18 protein-coding genes are annotated in these 15,147 nt (G+C 56.6%); 6 read left to right on the forward strand and 12 right to left on the reverse strand.

What is annotated here, in order from left to right:
• The first annotated feature begins 23 nt into the window (after positions 1 to 23).
• Positions 24 to 413 carry a DUF4149 domain-containing protein gene (locus DHN60_RS02895; protein ID WP_108835721.1) on the forward strand — a complete coding sequence of 130 codons (390 nt, stop codon included), beginning with the start codon at positions 24 to 26 and terminating at the stop codon, positions 411 to 413.
• Between the two features lie 302 nt (positions 414 to 715).
• On the opposite strand, the gene tgt is transcribed toward DHN60_RS02895, so the two are convergent.
• Entirely contained in the window at positions 716 to 1,843 is a 1,128-nt protein-coding gene (gene tgt / locus DHN60_RS02900; RefSeq protein WP_108835930.1) for a tRNA guanosine(34) transglycosylase Tgt, read from the reverse strand.
• A gap of 239 nt (positions 1,844 to 2,082) precedes the next feature.
• Here tgt and DHN60_RS02905 point away from each other — a divergent pair, with 239 nt between their 5' ends.
• Entirely contained in the window at positions 2,083 to 2,691 is a 609-nt protein-coding gene (locus DHN60_RS02905) for a thermonuclease family protein (RefSeq protein ID WP_108835722.1), read from the forward strand.
• Between the two features lie 96 nt (positions 2,692 to 2,787).
• On the opposite strand, the gene DHN60_RS22575 is transcribed toward DHN60_RS02905, so the two are convergent.
• The 4 genes from DHN60_RS22575 to DHN60_RS02925 all read right to left on the reverse strand — a co-directional run bounded on the left by DHN60_RS22575 (position 2,788) and on the right by DHN60_RS02925 (position 7,435).
• Positions 2,788 to 2,934 carry a hypothetical protein gene (locus DHN60_RS22575; protein WP_234423496.1) on the reverse strand — a complete coding sequence of 49 codons (147 nt, stop codon included), beginning with the start codon at positions 2,932 to 2,934 and terminating at the stop codon, positions 2,788 to 2,790.
• A 1,045-nt stretch (positions 2,935 to 3,979) separates the two neighbouring features.
• Positions 3,980 to 4,696 carry a hypothetical protein gene (locus tag DHN60_RS02915; protein WP_234423497.1) on the reverse strand — a complete coding sequence of 239 codons (717 nt, stop codon included), beginning with the start codon at positions 4,694 to 4,696 and terminating at the stop codon, positions 3,980 to 3,982.
• Positions 4,697 to 4,983: 287 nt separating this feature from the next.
• Positions 4,984 to 6,075, reverse strand: a complete 1,092-nt coding sequence (locus DHN60_RS02920; protein WP_108835931.1) for an alcohol dehydrogenase family protein — start codon at positions 6,073 to 6,075, stop codon at positions 4,984 to 4,986.
• Positions 6,076 to 6,415: 340 nt separating this feature from the next.
• Complete coding sequence (locus tag DHN60_RS02925; protein ID WP_108835725.1) at positions 6,416 to 7,435, reverse strand: ribose-phosphate pyrophosphokinase; 1,020 nt, start codon at positions 7,433 to 7,435, stop codon at positions 6,416 to 6,418.
• A gap of 106 nt (positions 7,436 to 7,541) precedes the next feature.
• Here DHN60_RS02925 and DHN60_RS02930 point away from each other — a divergent pair, with 106 nt between their 5' ends.
• Both DHN60_RS02930 and DHN60_RS02935 read left to right on the forward strand, forming a co-directional pair.
• Positions 7,542 to 8,141, forward strand: a complete 600-nt coding sequence (locus DHN60_RS02930) for a 2-hydroxychromene-2-carboxylate isomerase (RefSeq protein ID WP_108835726.1) — start codon at positions 7,542 to 7,544, stop codon at positions 8,139 to 8,141.
• Positions 8,138 to 8,929 (forward strand): alpha/beta fold hydrolase, encoded by a 792-nt coding sequence (locus DHN60_RS02935; protein ID WP_108835727.1) that lies wholly within the window; start codon positions 8,138 to 8,140, stop codon positions 8,927 to 8,929. The genes DHN60_RS02930 and DHN60_RS02935 overlap by 4 nt, the downstream gene beginning before the upstream one ends.
• Here the strand turns inward: DHN60_RS02935 and DHN60_RS02940 are convergent.
• The 5 genes from DHN60_RS02940 to DHN60_RS02960 all read right to left on the reverse strand — a co-directional run bounded on the left by DHN60_RS02940 (position 8,926) and on the right by DHN60_RS02960 (position 12,901).
• Positions 8,926 to 9,396, reverse strand: coding sequence for a YcgN family cysteine cluster protein (locus DHN60_RS02940; protein ID WP_108835728.1), 471 nt, complete (start codon positions 9,394 to 9,396; stop codon positions 8,926 to 8,928). The two genes, DHN60_RS02935 and DHN60_RS02940, sit on opposite strands and share 4 nt — an antisense overlap.
• A complete protein-coding gene (locus DHN60_RS02945) occupies positions 9,393 to 10,325 on the reverse strand; it encodes a bifunctional riboflavin kinase/FAD synthetase (protein WP_108835729.1) in 933 nt (310 codons plus the stop codon). Before DHN60_RS02945 ends, DHN60_RS02940 begins: the two co-directional genes overlap by 4 nt.
• Before the next feature lie 138 nt (positions 10,326 to 10,463).
• Positions 10,464 to 10,907 carry a MaoC family dehydratase gene (locus DHN60_RS02950; protein ID WP_108835730.1) on the reverse strand — a complete coding sequence of 148 codons (444 nt, stop codon included), beginning with the start codon at positions 10,905 to 10,907 and terminating at the stop codon, positions 10,464 to 10,466.
• 89 nt (positions 10,908 to 10,996) lie between these two features.
• Entirely contained in the window at positions 10,997 to 11,869 is an 873-nt protein-coding gene (locus DHN60_RS02955) for a TIGR01459 family HAD-type hydrolase (RefSeq protein WP_108835731.1), read from the reverse strand.
• Positions 11,870 to 11,980: 111 nt separating this feature from the next.
• The gene (locus DHN60_RS02960; protein WP_108835732.1) at positions 11,981 to 12,901 is read right to left on the reverse strand and encodes a manganese-dependent inorganic pyrophosphatase; all 921 of its coding nucleotides are present in this window, start codon (positions 12,899 to 12,901) and stop codon (positions 11,981 to 11,983) included.
• 116 nt (positions 12,902 to 13,017) lie between these two features.
• Here DHN60_RS02960 and DHN60_RS02965 point away from each other — a divergent pair, with 116 nt between their 5' ends.
• On the forward strand, positions 13,018 to 13,695 hold the full coding sequence (locus DHN60_RS02965) for a DUF2161 domain-containing phosphodiesterase (RefSeq protein WP_108835733.1): 678 nt from the start codon (positions 13,018 to 13,020) through the stop codon (positions 13,693 to 13,695).
• A gap of 17 nt (positions 13,696 to 13,712) precedes the next feature.
• On the opposite strand, the gene DHN60_RS02970 is transcribed toward DHN60_RS02965, so the two are convergent.
• Together DHN60_RS02970 and DHN60_RS02975 are read right to left on the reverse strand one after the other, a co-directional pair.
• Entirely contained in the window at positions 13,713 to 14,207 is a 495-nt protein-coding gene (locus DHN60_RS02970) for a helix-turn-helix transcriptional regulator (protein ID WP_108835734.1), read from the reverse strand.
• Positions 14,208 to 14,270: 63 nt separating this feature from the next.
• On the reverse strand, positions 14,271 to 14,552 hold the full coding sequence (locus tag DHN60_RS02975) for a PepSY domain-containing protein (protein ID WP_108835735.1): 282 nt from the start codon (positions 14,550 to 14,552) through the stop codon (positions 14,271 to 14,273).
• A gap of 284 nt (positions 14,553 to 14,836) precedes the next feature.
• Here DHN60_RS02975 and DHN60_RS02980 point away from each other — a divergent pair, with 284 nt between their 5' ends.
• Positions 14,837 to 15,124, forward strand: a complete 288-nt coding sequence (locus DHN60_RS02980; protein WP_108835736.1) for a co-chaperone GroES — start codon at positions 14,837 to 14,839, stop codon at positions 15,122 to 15,124.
• The last annotated feature ends 23 nt before the right edge of the window (positions 15,125 to 15,147 follow it).

Here is a 15,147-nt window from a genome sequence, read left to right on the forward strand (position 1 = left end):
ACAGCACAACAAAGGAGAATGCCATGATATCCGTTGCCATGTTGCTGACTGCGCTGCTGTTCGGTGGCATGACCTTGTTTTCATTCGGATTTGCGGCGGTTCTGTTCAATGTTTTTGACGCCCCAGTCGCCCGAAAGGGCATTCGAGGCGCTTTTCCCTTTTATTATCTTTGGGTAATAGTAACCGCCTCACTTGCCGGATTAGCCACCCTGTTTGTGAATGCAGTCGCCGGTTTCCTGTTGATTGCGATTGCACTGAGCACCGCCTATGCCCGTCAGGTTTTAATGGTGCAGATCAACGCGGCGACAGACAGTGGCGACAAAACCTCGTTTAAATGGCTGCACAGCGTGTCTGTCGCAATTCAACTTGTGCAAATCGGTGTGGCAGGTTGGGCAGTTGTGTTGCTGGCCTAACGCAGTTCACACAAGGGTCAGGACCGCCAGTAAAGACGCGGCGAACCATACCGCAGAAAACAGAACAAGTGGCATGACGATCCTTCCCCAAGGTGTGAACATCTTTAGCCTAGGGTGAGTCGAAAAGTGCCGCGATGGGGGTATTCCTTACCTTGGAAGCCACCTTCCTCATCCCCATGGACTGCCGTTCATGCAACCTCAGCGCTTTATTATTCAACTACAAGGTGTTGGACGGCAAAGTGTATTCAATCATAATGAGAGAATAAGGATCGCATTCTGTTCTACCACCCCCGGCACCATCATTAAATCGGCTCAATGTCGCCTATCGCACGGCCGTCATGAAAAGATGTCTGCCACGCCTCGAACGTGCCTGCCGCAATCGCATCCCGCATGCCCTGCATCAGCTCCTGATAGTAATGCAGATTGTGCCATGTCAGCAGCATCGACGAGATGATCTCCTGACTGCGGAACACATGATGCAGGTAGGCCCGCGAATACCCGCGACAGGCCGGACAGGTGCAGTTTTCATCCAAGGGGCGCGGATCGTTCTGGTGCCGCGCGTTTTTTATGTTCAGCACGCCGTGGCGGGTGAACACCTGTCCCGTACGCCCCGACCGCGACGGGAGCACGCAATCCATCATGTCGATGCCGCGCGCCACAGCGCCCACGATATCGTCGGGTTTGCCCACCCCCATCAGGTAGCGCGGCTTGTCTTTGGGCAATTGTTCGGGCGCAAAGTCCAGGCAGCCAAACATCGCCTCCTGCCCCTCTCCAACGGCCAAACCGCCGACAGCATAGCCCTCAAAGCCAATCTCGCGCAGGGCTTCGGCGCTCTGGCCGCGCAGATCCTCTTCCAGCCCGCCTTGCTGGATACCAAAGAGCGCATGGCCGGGCCTGTCCCCAAAGGCTGCGCGCGATCGTTTGGCCCAACGCATCGACAGCTCCATGCTTTCGGCGATCCGGTCCCGGTCTGCCGGCAAGGCTGGGCATTCATCGAAACACATCACAATGTCTGAACCAAGCAGCCGCTGAATCTCCATAGACCGTTCCGGGCTGAGCGTGTGTTTGGACCCATCAATGTGTGATTTGAAGGTGACGCCCTCTTCGGTGAGCTTGCGCAACGAGGCGAGGCTCATCACCTGAAACCCGCCAGAATCGGTGAGGATCGGGCGATCCCAGTTCATGAACTTGTGCAAACCGCCAAGGGCATCGATCCGCTCGGCGGTGGGGCGCAGCATAAGGTGGTAGGTGTTGCCCAGCAGTATGTCAGCCCCGGTGTCACGCACCGATCCGGGCAGCATCGCCTTGACCGTGGCAGCGGTGCCGACGGGCATGAAGGCAGGGGTGCGAATGTCGCCCCGAGGGGTGGAAATCACACCCGTCCGGGCCCGCCCGTCGGTGCCTTTGAGATCAAAGGAAAAGCCTGTCATGTCGCCCTCGCCGCCAGTGAAGCGCCCTGATACCCCTCTGCCCGTCCGGTGCCAAGCCATGACAGGTGTGCGATACGCCGACAACGCAGAGTGCTTTGCGCACGAGAGAGACATTCCTCAAAGGTTCATAGTTCGCCCCCTTTGGCCGGAAATCCAAAAAATGTGGCGCTCAGACGAAAGCGGACATCCCGTCCTGTCTTTAGAAAAATTGAGAGCGCAGCAAAAAAGGGAATGCGAAAATGGAGTTCGTCATTGGCATTGCTATCTTGGTTGCCGTTGTTTGGCTGTTGGTGGTTAACGCGCGGCGTGACGATGTAATTGAGCCGTTCAAGCCTTCGGCGCACAAACCCAAGCAAACACGTGCAACTCGTCCTGAGCCCAGCACTAGGCGCCAAACAAACCGTTTTGACGAACGCGGTGCCAAACACTTGCGCAAACCGCGCATTCTGACAGGCGCAGCTTGGGTCACTGATGGCGACACCATCAAGGTTCAAAAAACACAAATCCGTCTGTTTGGTATTGATGCACCGGAGCTGAACCATCCCTATGGACAAAAGGCCAAATGGGCCCTGCACAGGCTTTGCAAAGGTCACACCATCCGTGTCGAGGTTACAGAAGTCGATCATTACGGCCGGACCGTCGCCAAATGTTATTTGCCCGATGGCCGAGATTTATCCGCTGAAATGGTCAAAATGGGCTTGGCAATTGACTGGCCAAAATTCTCTGGCAAGAAATACAGTCATCTTGAAATGCCCGATGTTCGCCAGAAACTATTCCTCGCCAACGCCCGACAAAAGGGCCGCATGGACATGTGGCATCAGTTTGAGGACCAGCAGCGGAGGGCTTGAGACCGTTTACTAAATGCTCCACCCGTCATGCTTTCGACGACAGCGCGACATTTCACGGTCCAGACAAGTTGCTGCTGTTCGTCCTTCCCTGCAAAATTAGCGGCTTTGTCCGCACGACGGGCATTCAGGCAGAGTGTACTGCATCTGCGTATCACGCCAATTCGCGGCACCTGTAGTAAAGTTGTTTCCGCCAGTCTGATCGCAGCGATCCTCTGTCAGATGTTCCAAAACGATGATCGACATCTTGCGGTAAATCTATTGGATCTCATGTCTTGGCGAAATTGGACTTCTGTTTGCTCTTGTAACCGGCGCGCCGTCGGCGATCGTGCCCCAGCGCGGCCGACACCATGCGCCGCTTCCGACAAAGAACCGTATCGCAGCAGGCATTTCGATCTTTTGATTGCAGCCAAGGCTCTGACCATGGTTCGATCGCGGGCTTTTGGCCGGACCGGGCGGCATGGGCCGCACCCATGTTGCAATCCGCAATGACATTGCTGAATTGGACCACACCGCGCAGCCAGAAGGACACCTTTTGGGGGCCTGTTACGATTTTTTTGCTTGTGGCGGCGACGATTGTGGTTTTTACGGCACAAGGCTGATTTTCGAAACAATGAGGGCTCGCCTTGTCTGTTCATGCAGCGTTTTTGAACGCTGCTGCGAAAGGCGAAGCCAGCCCAGTGCCCAAATATGGCGACATTGGGGCAGACCAAAGTTCAGCGGCAACAATGAACTTTTATCGGCCACTTAGTTTCCCGCAGAGAGGGTAATTTTATCACCCATCGTCGTTTCATTTGTGGTGCTAAAATAAACTAATTTAATCAGTTTCACGCTGTGCGAGCCCCCGATTAATATAAGCTACGAACAATTAACTAAATTGTCTGAGTATGTTGGCCAGACATCATCCCGTTTGGCCAACGTTTGAATGTTAGCGAGTTCGGGTCGTGCGGTTGTTCTCCGCACGGCCCCTTTAATCCGGACACGTCAGTCTGGGTGCAGTAATGGAAGAACCATATGAAAAGCTCTCAAAGTCTAGGCTTTAGCGAAACCAACCATCCGTCAGATACTCACTTCTTTGAACAGTTTTCCGCAAAACTGTTGGAAGAGCGCAGTGAGCGCAGACGCAAAATCGTGTACGGGTGCTTGATCGTAATCTGCGTCTTGTTGATTGCACGACTACTTATTGGTTGATGTATTAGGGCCCTTTCTTCCCGGCGCCGCATAAAAAACGGTTTGGGACACCTCCATCAACCGTCGGATTGATGGAAAGCGCCCCGTTTTCCATCCTTAATCAATCGATTAGAGCATCACCCCGGCTTCCACTTCTTTCGTGGTGAATGGGGAGCGTTTTGCCGTACAGTTGCTGCGTCCGCTCGACACTACCAACCATACCGGGCCTTTCGACATAGGAAAATATGGCAACGTAGCGCGGTGTTTCCCCCTCAAGTGGGGCAACCCGATGCAGCGAATACCGCCCCTTGAACAGTTGTAAATCACCCGGTTCGAGTTGTAGCGAGACGACCTTGTCCGAAGTTCCGTCCAACACCTTTGAAACCTCGTCAAAATTTTCGTTTCGACTGTCACGTATCATCGGGGCATACTCAAACGCGCCTCCACGATCCGCGTTCTGAAGTGCAAGTTTAACTGTGAAATTGTTGGTGTCAAAATGCCAGGGAAAGCCATTTCCTTCGGCTGCTGCGTTTACAATGACATCGGCCAACGGGTCCGCATATCGAAAAAAACGATCCGTTGGCTCGGACAGGCATTCTCGAATGAACTCATCGAACCCATCGCTGTCGAAGACGGTGCGCAACACGCCATCTGATAGGAAATTGTCCGCCGCAACAAAGGCGTTGGATCTGTCGAAAAACCGGCGTCTGGGATCGTCGGGTGAGAGCGTTGGATCATCAGCAGTGAAGTAGGCATTTGTTCTGGAGTAACTTCGGTGCCCTTTGTCAGAAACGGCGTCCGCTTCGGCGACTGCGCACCCAACTCCTGTCGGGGTCAAAAAGCGTTTCAGAACCGCGCAGCCATCCTTTTCAAGAGCGGCACGGACGTCCTCAACGATTTGATTTCTCGCCAGCCCTGGAGTGGCTATTGGGTAGCGAGTGTAGTCAATTAAGTCAGATGCGGGGTGTTGCATGCGCTCATCCGTGCAGTGAAGTGTCCGTTTAAACTACACATCCCCCCCGAAAGGCGCGCAATTGAAATCGCGACACGATCGCGTCGGTTACGAGCGATAAGTCAGGGTGCGGCGCGGGTCAGTCCGGCGCTGTACGCGAGCCGGAAACGCGATCAATCCGATGGCGCGGGCGGTGTCAGTACAAAATTTCCAAAGTGTTTTTTCTTCAGGAATTCTGCCTGCGCCAAAGCAATGTCCCTGAGCGGAAAGGACTTCGCCAGAAGGGGGCGAATTTCACCGCGTTCGATGTAGGAAATCAAATTTGGGAAAACCGGCTCATCCCAGCCAGTGCAGCCAATCAGTGTGATGTCCTTCAAATACATGTCGCGCATGTCCAATTCTACAACGGGGCCAGCGATCGCACCGGACGACACATAACGCCCGCCAGGCTTCATGACCTTCAGCAGCTGGGGAAAGCCCGGGCCAGCCACGTTGTCGACGACGACATCGACACTCTTCTCTCCCAGTTTGGAGACGAAATCACTGCCGCGTTCAACGACGATATCTGCCCCCAAATCGCGAAGTTGGCCGGCTTTGTCGGGGCTTGTGACACCGGCGACCGTCGCGCCTCGTCGCTTGGCGAGCTGAATCGTTGCCGAGCCCACACCACCGGACGCGCCTGTCACCAGAACAAAGTCATTCGGCCCGACATTTGCACGATGCAGCATGTTTTCGGACGTTCCATAGGCACACGGAATCGTTGCCAGTTCTTCATCAGACCAATCGCACTCGATCGGGAAAACTTCTTTCGAGGGCACTTTGACGTATTGCGCGAACGCGCCATCAAAATCGGACGCCATCCAGACGTTGTCTGCAACATCGTAGCCGTTGGGTCGCATACATGCGCGGACCAGCACACGCTTGCCCAACAACGCGTCATCAGCAGGATCCGTTGTTTGCACAACCCGTCCGCAACAATCGGTACCTTGGATCAATGGAAACGGGGTGGCCTCATTCCAGCCCCCATCGGCTTTTTGCTCCGCATGGGCCTCTTGGGTCGTCGCGGTCGAAGCAGTGTCCCCTTTCACGCTGGACGAATACCAACCCAGACGCGTGTTGATCTCTGTATTGTTGATGCCCGCCGCCAGCACGCGCAGCAGAACCTCTCCTGACTTGGGCACGGGTATTGGGACTGATTGATAGACCAACTTTTCGTACCCACCGTTTCCTGTGGTTACGACGGCCATCATTTCTTTTGCACTCATGTCATCTGCCTTGATACGCACCGTTGTGTTCCGAGACCCGGGTCATCTGATCAGACACGAGGGCAACCGCTTTTCCAAGCGGTTTCCAGTCTCAGGCACATCTCTGTTAAGATCCGGGTTTTGAAATCAAACTGTTCGGCGTTCGTCATTTGGCGCGGAGCTGTATTACATCGGCATCCGCCTATCGCAGACCTGACCTGCCAAAAGCAGTGCGCCCATCAAACCGTCTTGCGGTCGCTGCCGCGGTTACAAAAACCGATGGATCACCGCCATCGGCTCGTTTGGGGTTTTGCAATTGTTGGAGCCTGCGCCACGAACTTTTGGGCGCTCGCCCTTGGCCCTACTCTGCGGCGTACATACCGTCATAGATCGGCGATAGCGTGTCAGCCTCAAACAAGGACGAAACTGAGGTGCCGTTCCAGATGTTGAGGATGGCTTGGGCAAAAACCGGTGCTGTGGGTACGATGCGGATATTAGAGGCGGCTTTGATCGGGTCGGTGGGTTGGATGCTGTCAGTGATGACCAGCGACTTCATGACCGAATTTGTCACCCGCTCCACCGCTGGACCTGACATGACACCGTGCGAAATGTAGGAATGCACCTCTTTCGCTCCGTTTTCCATTAGCACCTCGGCCGCTTTGCACAGCGTGCCTGCGGTGTCGACCATGTCGTCCACGATGATGCAGGTTTTGTCCGTTACATCGCCGATGACCGTCATCTCGGCCACTTCGCCCGCCTTTTCGCGCCGTTTGTCTACGATCGACAGCGGTGCCGAAAGCCGTTTGGCAAGGTCGCGCGCCCGCGCCACGCCGCCGACGTCCGGAGACACGATCATAAGATCGTCCAGTTTCCCGGCAAACTGCGTTCGGATGTCGAGGGCAAAAATCGGTGAGGCATAAAGGTTATCCACTGGAATATCGAAGAAGCCCTGAATTTGCGCGGCGTGCAGGTCCATGGTTAGTACCCGCTCGATCCCCGCACCGACCAGCATATTGGCGACCAGCTTGGCCGAGATGGGCGTGCGTGCCTTGCTGCGTCGATCCTGACGCGCATAGCCGAAATAAGGGATGACAGCCGTGATCCGCGCCGCCGACGAGCGCCGTAGCGCGTCGCACATAATCAGCAGTTCCATCAGGTTGTCATTGGCCGGGTTGGAGGTCGGCTGGATAATGAACATATCCTCACCGCGTACATTCTCGAACACCTCAACAAAGATTTCGCCGTCGTTAAATCGTTCGACCCGCGCATCGACCAACCCGGTGTGCACACCCCGGTGCATCGACATACGTCTGGCGATGGCATTGGCCAAAGGCAGATTTGCATTGCCTGAAATCAGTTTCGGTTCCTGGATGTTCGGCATGTGGCCCCCTGCGCAGCACGACAATGTGACAGATTCGTGATGTTGACATCACCTAGCACGCGGTTAGCGTCGCGCGAACCCAACACACCCCCCAGCGGAGAAGAAAATGGCCCATATCGACTATTATTTTGCGACCCTGTCCCCTTACACATATCTGGCAGGCACACGCTTTGAAGACGTGGTGGCCAAGCATGGCGCGACCGTAACCTACAAACCGCTTGACATCATGGGCCTGTTTTCCCGCACAGGTGGCACGCCCCCCAAAGATCGCCACCCCAACCGCGTGGAATACCGCGCGCAGGAACTGCCGCGACAAGCCAAAAAATTGGGCATGCCGTTGAACCTGAAACCTGCGCACTGGCCCACCAATGCCGCACCGTCGTCTTACGCGATTATTGCCGCGCAGGCCGCAGGTGGCGGCGATCTGGGATTGCTGGTTCAAAACGTCCTGCGCGCCGTCTGGGCCGAGGAAAAGGACATTGCCGAGGATAGCGTGATAAAAGCCTGCCTTGAGGCGGCCGGTTTTGACCCTGCACTTTCTGACAGCGGTTTGCTGGCGGGGGCCGAGACCTACGCCCGCAATCTCGAAGAAGCCATCGACAAGGGCGCGTTCGGTGCACCGTTTTATATTGTGGATGATGGGCAGCGCTTCTGGGGACAGGACAAGATCGAAGAACTGGATATGCACCTGTCCGGCAAACTTTGATCCCACACATTCATCGCCGCAGCTTTGGCACCGGGCCGCGCCCGGTGCTGGCCATCCATTGTTCGCTCGCGCATTCCGGCGCGTGGCGGGGCATGGGGGCTGCGCTTGGGGATATGGCCACGCTGCATGCCTTTGATCTGCCGTGTCACGGAAAATCAGGCGATTGGGATGGGCGTGGAGTCATGCATGACACCGCCACGGATATGGCACTGGCGGTGTTGGACGATATTGGGCCAGTCGATGTGATCGGGCATTCTTTTGGTGCCACGGTCGCGTTGCGCATCGCCATTGAACACCCGTCCCTTGTTCGCAAGTTGGTCATGTTTGAACCGGTATATTTTGCACCAGCGATGGCCGATGATCCGGCTTTTGCACAAGTCTACGCCCGTGACACCAAAGTTTTCGATGACGCATTGGATACAGGCGACAGGATGGCAGCGGCACGGGCGTTCAGCGCCACATGGGGGGATGCGGCCAGTTGGGACGACATACCTTTGTCCACGCGGACCTATATGGCCGACCGCATCTTTTTCGTGCGAGACTCCGCCTCTTTCCTCATAAATGACAGTGCCGGGTTGCTGGCACCGGGTCGGTTTGCGGCGGCGGATATGCCTGCTTTGCTTGTGCGTGGTGCCGGATCGCCCTGGGCCCTGCCCGTCAGTGACGCCATCGCAAGGCGGCTGCCGCAGGCACAACAGATCACGCTGGACGGCATTGGCCATATGGGGCCTATCACGCATCCCAAAGAGGTCTCTGACCCGGTGCGCCAATTTCTCAATGCGACCTAGGTCGGCTCTTCTATGATGTGGTCTTCCCAATCTTCATCGGCAACCTCGAATTCGCTGACGGTTCGACTGCGCATAGATACGCCAGCCGCATGAACGGTTTCGGCCGTGCCTGAAATCAGCGGGTGCCAGTCGGCCAACCCCCTGCCCTCGTGCAGCACCCGATAGGCGCAGGTTTGCGGCATCCAATAAAGATGGCTTTCGATGTTTGACGGTTTCAGCACAATGCAATCGGGCACAAATTGGTGCCTGATCTCGTATTGCGCACAGCGACAAGTGGCATCGTCCAAAAGGCGGCAGGCCACGCGGGTCAATGCGACCTCACCACTGTCCTCGTCTTCCAGCTTGTTCAGGCAACATTTGCCGCAGCCATCACACAAGGCCTCCCACTCGGCCTCGCTCATCTGGTCAAGAGATTTGGTTTCCCAGAATTTTGGGGCAAAGCCGGTGCGGTCGATCGGGTCGCTCATAGGGCGGCCAAAATAGCGCGCGATTGGGCACTGTCCGCATCCATCTGCGCGATCAACGCCTCAAGGCTATCAAATTTTTCTTCGCCCCGCAGATGTTCCACCAGCGCCACTGACATAGGCGTGCCATACAGATCGCCCGAAAAATCAAACACAAAGGTTTCAAGGTTTGGGCGGTTTTCACCAAACATCGGGCGCACACCAAGGCTGGCCACTCCATGATAGGTGCCCGCATGTGGCCCCTCCAACACATCAACCAGAACTGCATATACGCCAAAGGCCGGTGGATGCAGATCATCGATGGACATGTTTGCAGTGGGATAGCCCAACTCGCGCCCGCGCTGTTCGCCGCCAATCACAGGTCCCTCGATCCGGTGCCAGTGGCCAAGCATCGCGGCGGCATCCCGCGTGCGTCCCTCGCTCAGTGCGGTGCGGATCGCGGTTGAGGACACGGTGGCAGAACTGCGCTCGATCAAGGGGGCGATGGTGACCCCAAACCCCATCTCTGCCCCAAACCGTACAAGGTCGTCCGCCGTCCCTGCCCGTTTGCGACCAAAACAGAAATCAGCCCCTACCACCACGTGGCGCAGCCCCAAACCCTCGCAGATCACACGCGCCGCAAACTCTTCCGGCGCGAGCGCGGCAAGCCCGGCGTTGAACGGCAATTCATAGAGCCGCTCTACCCCCAGTTTTTGCAACCGGCTGGCGCGCGCGGCCTGGCTCATGAGGCGAAACGGTGGGGCGTCCGGAGCAAAGTAAACACGCGGATGAGGCTCAAATGTCATGACCCCCAAGGGCGCGTCTGGCACCGCAGCCCGCGCCAGATCAATCACCGACTGATGACCCAGATGCACACCATCAAAGTTGCCGATGGCGGCACTTGCACCGCGATCCTCGGGTTCCACAAATTGGTAGTCGCGCACGATCCTCATGAGCCATGCCTAGCTGCGCCACGGAGAGAGGGCAAGGCGCAGGGTATCGCTTCTTTTGCCCAAAAATATCTTGGCAGGACTTCGAAGGACGGGGTGAAACCCGTTAAACAAACACGTCGCTGCAAGGCGTCCGTTGGATCAGTCGAATTTACGCGAGGGGGCCAGCACCATTGCTTCACCCACCAGCACCTTTTTACCATCCACCGCACAGTGGCAGTCCAGCTTTACCCGACGCTTGGCAAAGTCGATATCGACCACCTTCACCTCGGCATAAACCATGTCGCCGGGGCGTACAGGCGCGAGGAATTTGAGGGATTGGCCCATGTAAACTGTCCCGTGACCGGGCAGTTGTTCGCCAATCACAGCCGAAATCAGGCCCGCCGTCAGCATTCCGTGGGCAATCCGCCCCGCAAAGATCGTGTCGCGTGCATAATCGTCGTCCATGTGGACCGGGTTATGATCGGTGGAGACTTCGGCAAACAACTCGATATCGCGGTCGGTGACCTGCTTGCGCAGATGGCGCGACATGCCCATTTCGATGTCTTCAATGCAGATGGTTCCGCGCGGCAGGTTGTCCAACATGAGCTGCTTCCGGTAATTTTCTGACGCCAAAAGGGCGCCTCACGCAATGTAATTACTTTGCACGCGCAGAAAATCAAGCGAAAAGAAGGTCAGCGCAGATGCCCTATTGCGAACGTTGGGGCGCTCATTTCCTTTTCAAGGTAAGCACTTAGCGCGTCAGGTTCAGGTTGCGTGGTGGTTTTTGTCTCGGCCGCTGCAAGCCCGCCAGAGATAAACAGCGAATCGATGTCTTCTCCCATCGCCCCGGCGATGTCGGTCAAAACGCCGTCCCCGATGGCCAGAATGTTCGAATCCGGCACATCCACCCCCAGTTCAAACAGTCGGCGGCGCGCCAGATCGTAGATCGGCGGGTGTGGCTTGCCAAAGTACAGCGACTCGCCGCCCATCTCGGTGTAAAGCTGCGCAAGCGCGCCCGCGCACCATTCCCGCACCTCGCCCCGGTCCACCACGATATCCGGGTTCGCACACAGCAGTTTCAGCCCCAGCTGCTTGGCCATCAGAAATTCGGGGCGCATGGTGGCAGGGTCCGCCATCGGATCGCGCGGCCCCGTACACACGATGCCTTCGGCCTGCTCTAACGGAACGATCTGGACATCGATTGGGTCTTTGACCACCCCAATGGGCTCAAAGAACCTCTCATCGCCCGGATATCCGATCAAATGCACCTTTTGGCCCACCACACCGCGAAACATGGCTGAGCGCGCGCTGTCACCCGAGGTCGCAATCGTATCCCACGCATCATCCGGCACCCCGAATTGCACCAATTGTTTGGTCACTCCGGCGCGCGGACGGGGTGAATTGGTGACCAACACGACCTTGCCGCCGGTCTTGCGGTAGGTTTGCAGGGCGGCCACCGCTTCTGGCAACGCGTGCACCCCGTTGTGCACACAGCCCCACAGATCAACGAACAGGGCGTCATAGCGATCGGAAACTTCGGTGAGAGAAGAAATAATCTGCGACATCGAAACGCTCCGTTTTTGAAACCATAAGGCGGACCGAATGGTCCGCCCTGCCAACGCCCGTTCGCCGCGCGCTGGAGTGTTTATCAGGCGCAGGCTCCCTGCGCTGCGACCTCAGACTTTGAGGTTCGGAATGATCTGCTTTTTGCGGCTCATCACGCCGGGCAATACGACGGTGTCGCCTGTCACTATGGCATCAAAGCTCTTTTCAGCCACGCCCTTTACCCGATCGTTGGGGATCAGCATCGTCGCTTCCTCTTTCAGGATGTCGACAACGAACAACAGCACTTCGTCCGCGCCGTCTTCTTTTGCCACATCCACCATGGACGTCATCAGGCTGTCCTTGCGATCCAGCACGATCTTGGGCGCAGTGGTTTCCAGAACCGAGACACGGAACTGTGTGCCATCCACTGCATATTCCTTGCTGTCCATGCGCAGCAGTTCGGCGTCCGAAAACGCGGAGACGTCAGATTTCGCCTCGAACATCTCTGACGCATAAGCCGTGATATCCACGCCCAGATCTTTTGCCAGATCATGCGCGATGGCCTTGTCTTCTTGCGTTGTGGTGGGCGAACGGAATTCAAGCGTGTCAGACAGGATGCAAGACAGCATCGCGCCTTTTACGCCTGTCGGCATTTGCGCCATGTCTTTGCCGATCATCTTCCACATGATTGTGGCGGTGCAAGCCAGGGGCTCGATCCGGATGTCGATGGGGCCCTTGGTTTCCAGCCCACCAACAAGTTTGTGGTGATCGATGATGGCGGTGATGTCCGCATCGTTGATCGCGTCGGGCAGTTCGGCGGGGTTGTTTGTATCTACGATGACAACCGGCTGGTCTGCCTCAACACCGCTGATGATCCGTGGCTTTGGCAGGTCCCATTTCTTCAACACAAACGCCGCTTCGGTGTTTGGCTCGCCCAGCAGAACCGGCTCGGCGGCGATCCCTTTGATCTCGTTGAGGTACCACGCCCAGATGATGGGCGATCCGGTGGAATCGGTGTCGGGGGATTTGTGACCAAAAACCAGAGTTGTCATATGTTGTGTCCTTGAGGAGGAGGTGTGATTTTCGCGCCCTTATAACAACAATAGTTCGGGTGTCACGGGGGGCCGGGCCGTTGCGTTTTTTGCCTCATCGTTGGATGGTGCTTCGTATGAGTGATGCGCGCGAAACAGATCTTTACGCCCCGGTGAAAACCTTTCTTGAGGGGCAAGGATATGTGGTAAAATCCGAGGTCGGTGCGGCCGATGTTGTCGCCGTGCGTGGGGGCGAGCCGCCAGTGATCGTAGAGTTGAAGCTGGGGTTTTCCCTGACGCTGGTGCATCAATGTGTGGCCCGCTTGTCGGTGACGGACGATGTTTACATGGCCGTGGCGCGGGGCAAGGGAAAGCGGTTTCAAAAGTCGCTCAAGGACATGACGCGCCTGTGTCGGCGCTTAGGTCTCGGGCTCATCACAGTGCGCTTGTCGGATGCGTTGGTGCAGGTCCATTGTGACCCCGGTCCTTACGCACCGCGCAAGAATGCGCGCAGAGAGGCGCAATTGCTCAAGGAGTTTGCGAAGCGCGCAGGCGATCCAAATGACGGCGGCCAGACCCGCGTCGGGCTTATCACAGCCTATCGTCAGGATGCGATCAAGCTGGCGATGTATTTGTTCGAAGTAGGTGCCAGCAAGGGGGCAGATGTGGCGCGCGAAACTGGTGTAAGCCGTGCAACAACGATGATGCGCGATGATCACTATGGCTGGTTCGAAAAGGTCGAAACCGGTGTCTATGGCCTGACGCCCAAAGGGGCCGGAGCCGTGGCATCATCAGGTCAGGTTCTGGGGGGCTAAACCGACCGCAGAACTGCTCAGGCCGGAACCAGCGTATCGGCCATCAGATCATCCAGAAACAAACTGAGCAATTGCAACCGCCCGGACACGTCGGCCTTGCGATAAAGGGCGGCACACTGTGCCTTAATCGTGCCTTGAGCAGTGTCGCGCAGCTTTGCCATCTCGGCTACGGAGTATCCTTTGATCGCCAGCACGGCCACCGCCCGTTCGGCTTCGGTCAGGTTCCATTCGCCGAACCGCACCTCAAGTAAATCTGCAAAAGCGCCGGAGGCCACTTTGAGTTGGTCCGTCATCTGATCCTGACGGCGCAGCACATGCCGCAACTCCGATGCCGTAAAGGCCAACCCAAGAAAGAGAGCCAGAGTTATAATTGCCTCAACCACATCGCTTTCGGCCAGAGTGCTGTTGTGATTGGGAAGGAACAGGTCCAGCGCCACGTCCGTGACGAAATAGGCGCAACAGACGCCTTGGATGGCGAACAGAGTCCAAAGGATAGTGCGGCGTGAGGGCATAAAAGCAGTCCGTGATGGCAAGGGCCGCCCGGATGGTTCCGGGCGGCAAAGGTTTAGGACAGCTTAATCATCGCCGTGGTCGTCGTCATCCTCGGTTTCGATTTCAATGATCAAGCCGGTATCCATAGCCACCTCAATCTCGAGCTCGACGCCGTCCAGCATCACTTCGGCTTCGATCTCGTTGCCTTCGATTTCGATTTCCTGAACCTCATAGCCCATGCCTGTCAGCGCGGCGCGTACATCGGCTTCGGTGCTGCCCAGTTGCTGGCCGACATCCAGCTGGGCCAATGCGGCGGCTGGGATCATCAGAGCGGTCAGCAGGGTGGATTTGGTAAACGTTGTCATCAGGGTGTCTCCACTAAGTTAAATGTATCGCGTTGGTGCGGCTGGGAGTGATATGTGGCCTCTGTCGATTGATCTGAATCTGACTTTTGGCTTATCCGCACAGGCCTAGGCCAAAGGTTTACGCCCCCTGCTGACACTTTTTCTGAAAACCCTTCGAGTTGAGGCGTTGACTTGGGCCAGAATGGTCCCTAACTACCCTTCGTTATCACTCAGCACGGTTGAGTGCTAATCGCCCCTAACCCGGGGTGCAAAGAGGAAACTTTGAGCCTTAAGGAGCTGCAAAGATGGCATTGAAACCGCTTCATGACCGCGTGCTGGTACGCCGCACGGAAAGCGAAGAGAAAACTGCTGGCGGGCTGATCATCCCCGATAGCGCCAAAGAAAAACCAAGCGAAGGCGAAATCGTTGCTGCAGGCCCCGGTGCCCGCAAAGACAGCGGTGAGCTGATCGCGATGGCTGTCTCTGCCGGAGACAAAGTGCTGTTCGGCAAATGGTCTGGCACAGAAGTCACCATCGACGGCGAAGAGCTGCTGATGATGAAAGAATCCGACATCATGGGGATCATCGAGTAAGCGCACGCCGCTTCTCTGATCCT

Source organism: Tateyamaria sp. Alg231-49 (assembly GCF_900143535.1).
Taxonomy (GTDB): Bacteria; Pseudomonadota; Alphaproteobacteria; order Rhodobacterales; family Rhodobacteraceae; genus Tateyamaria.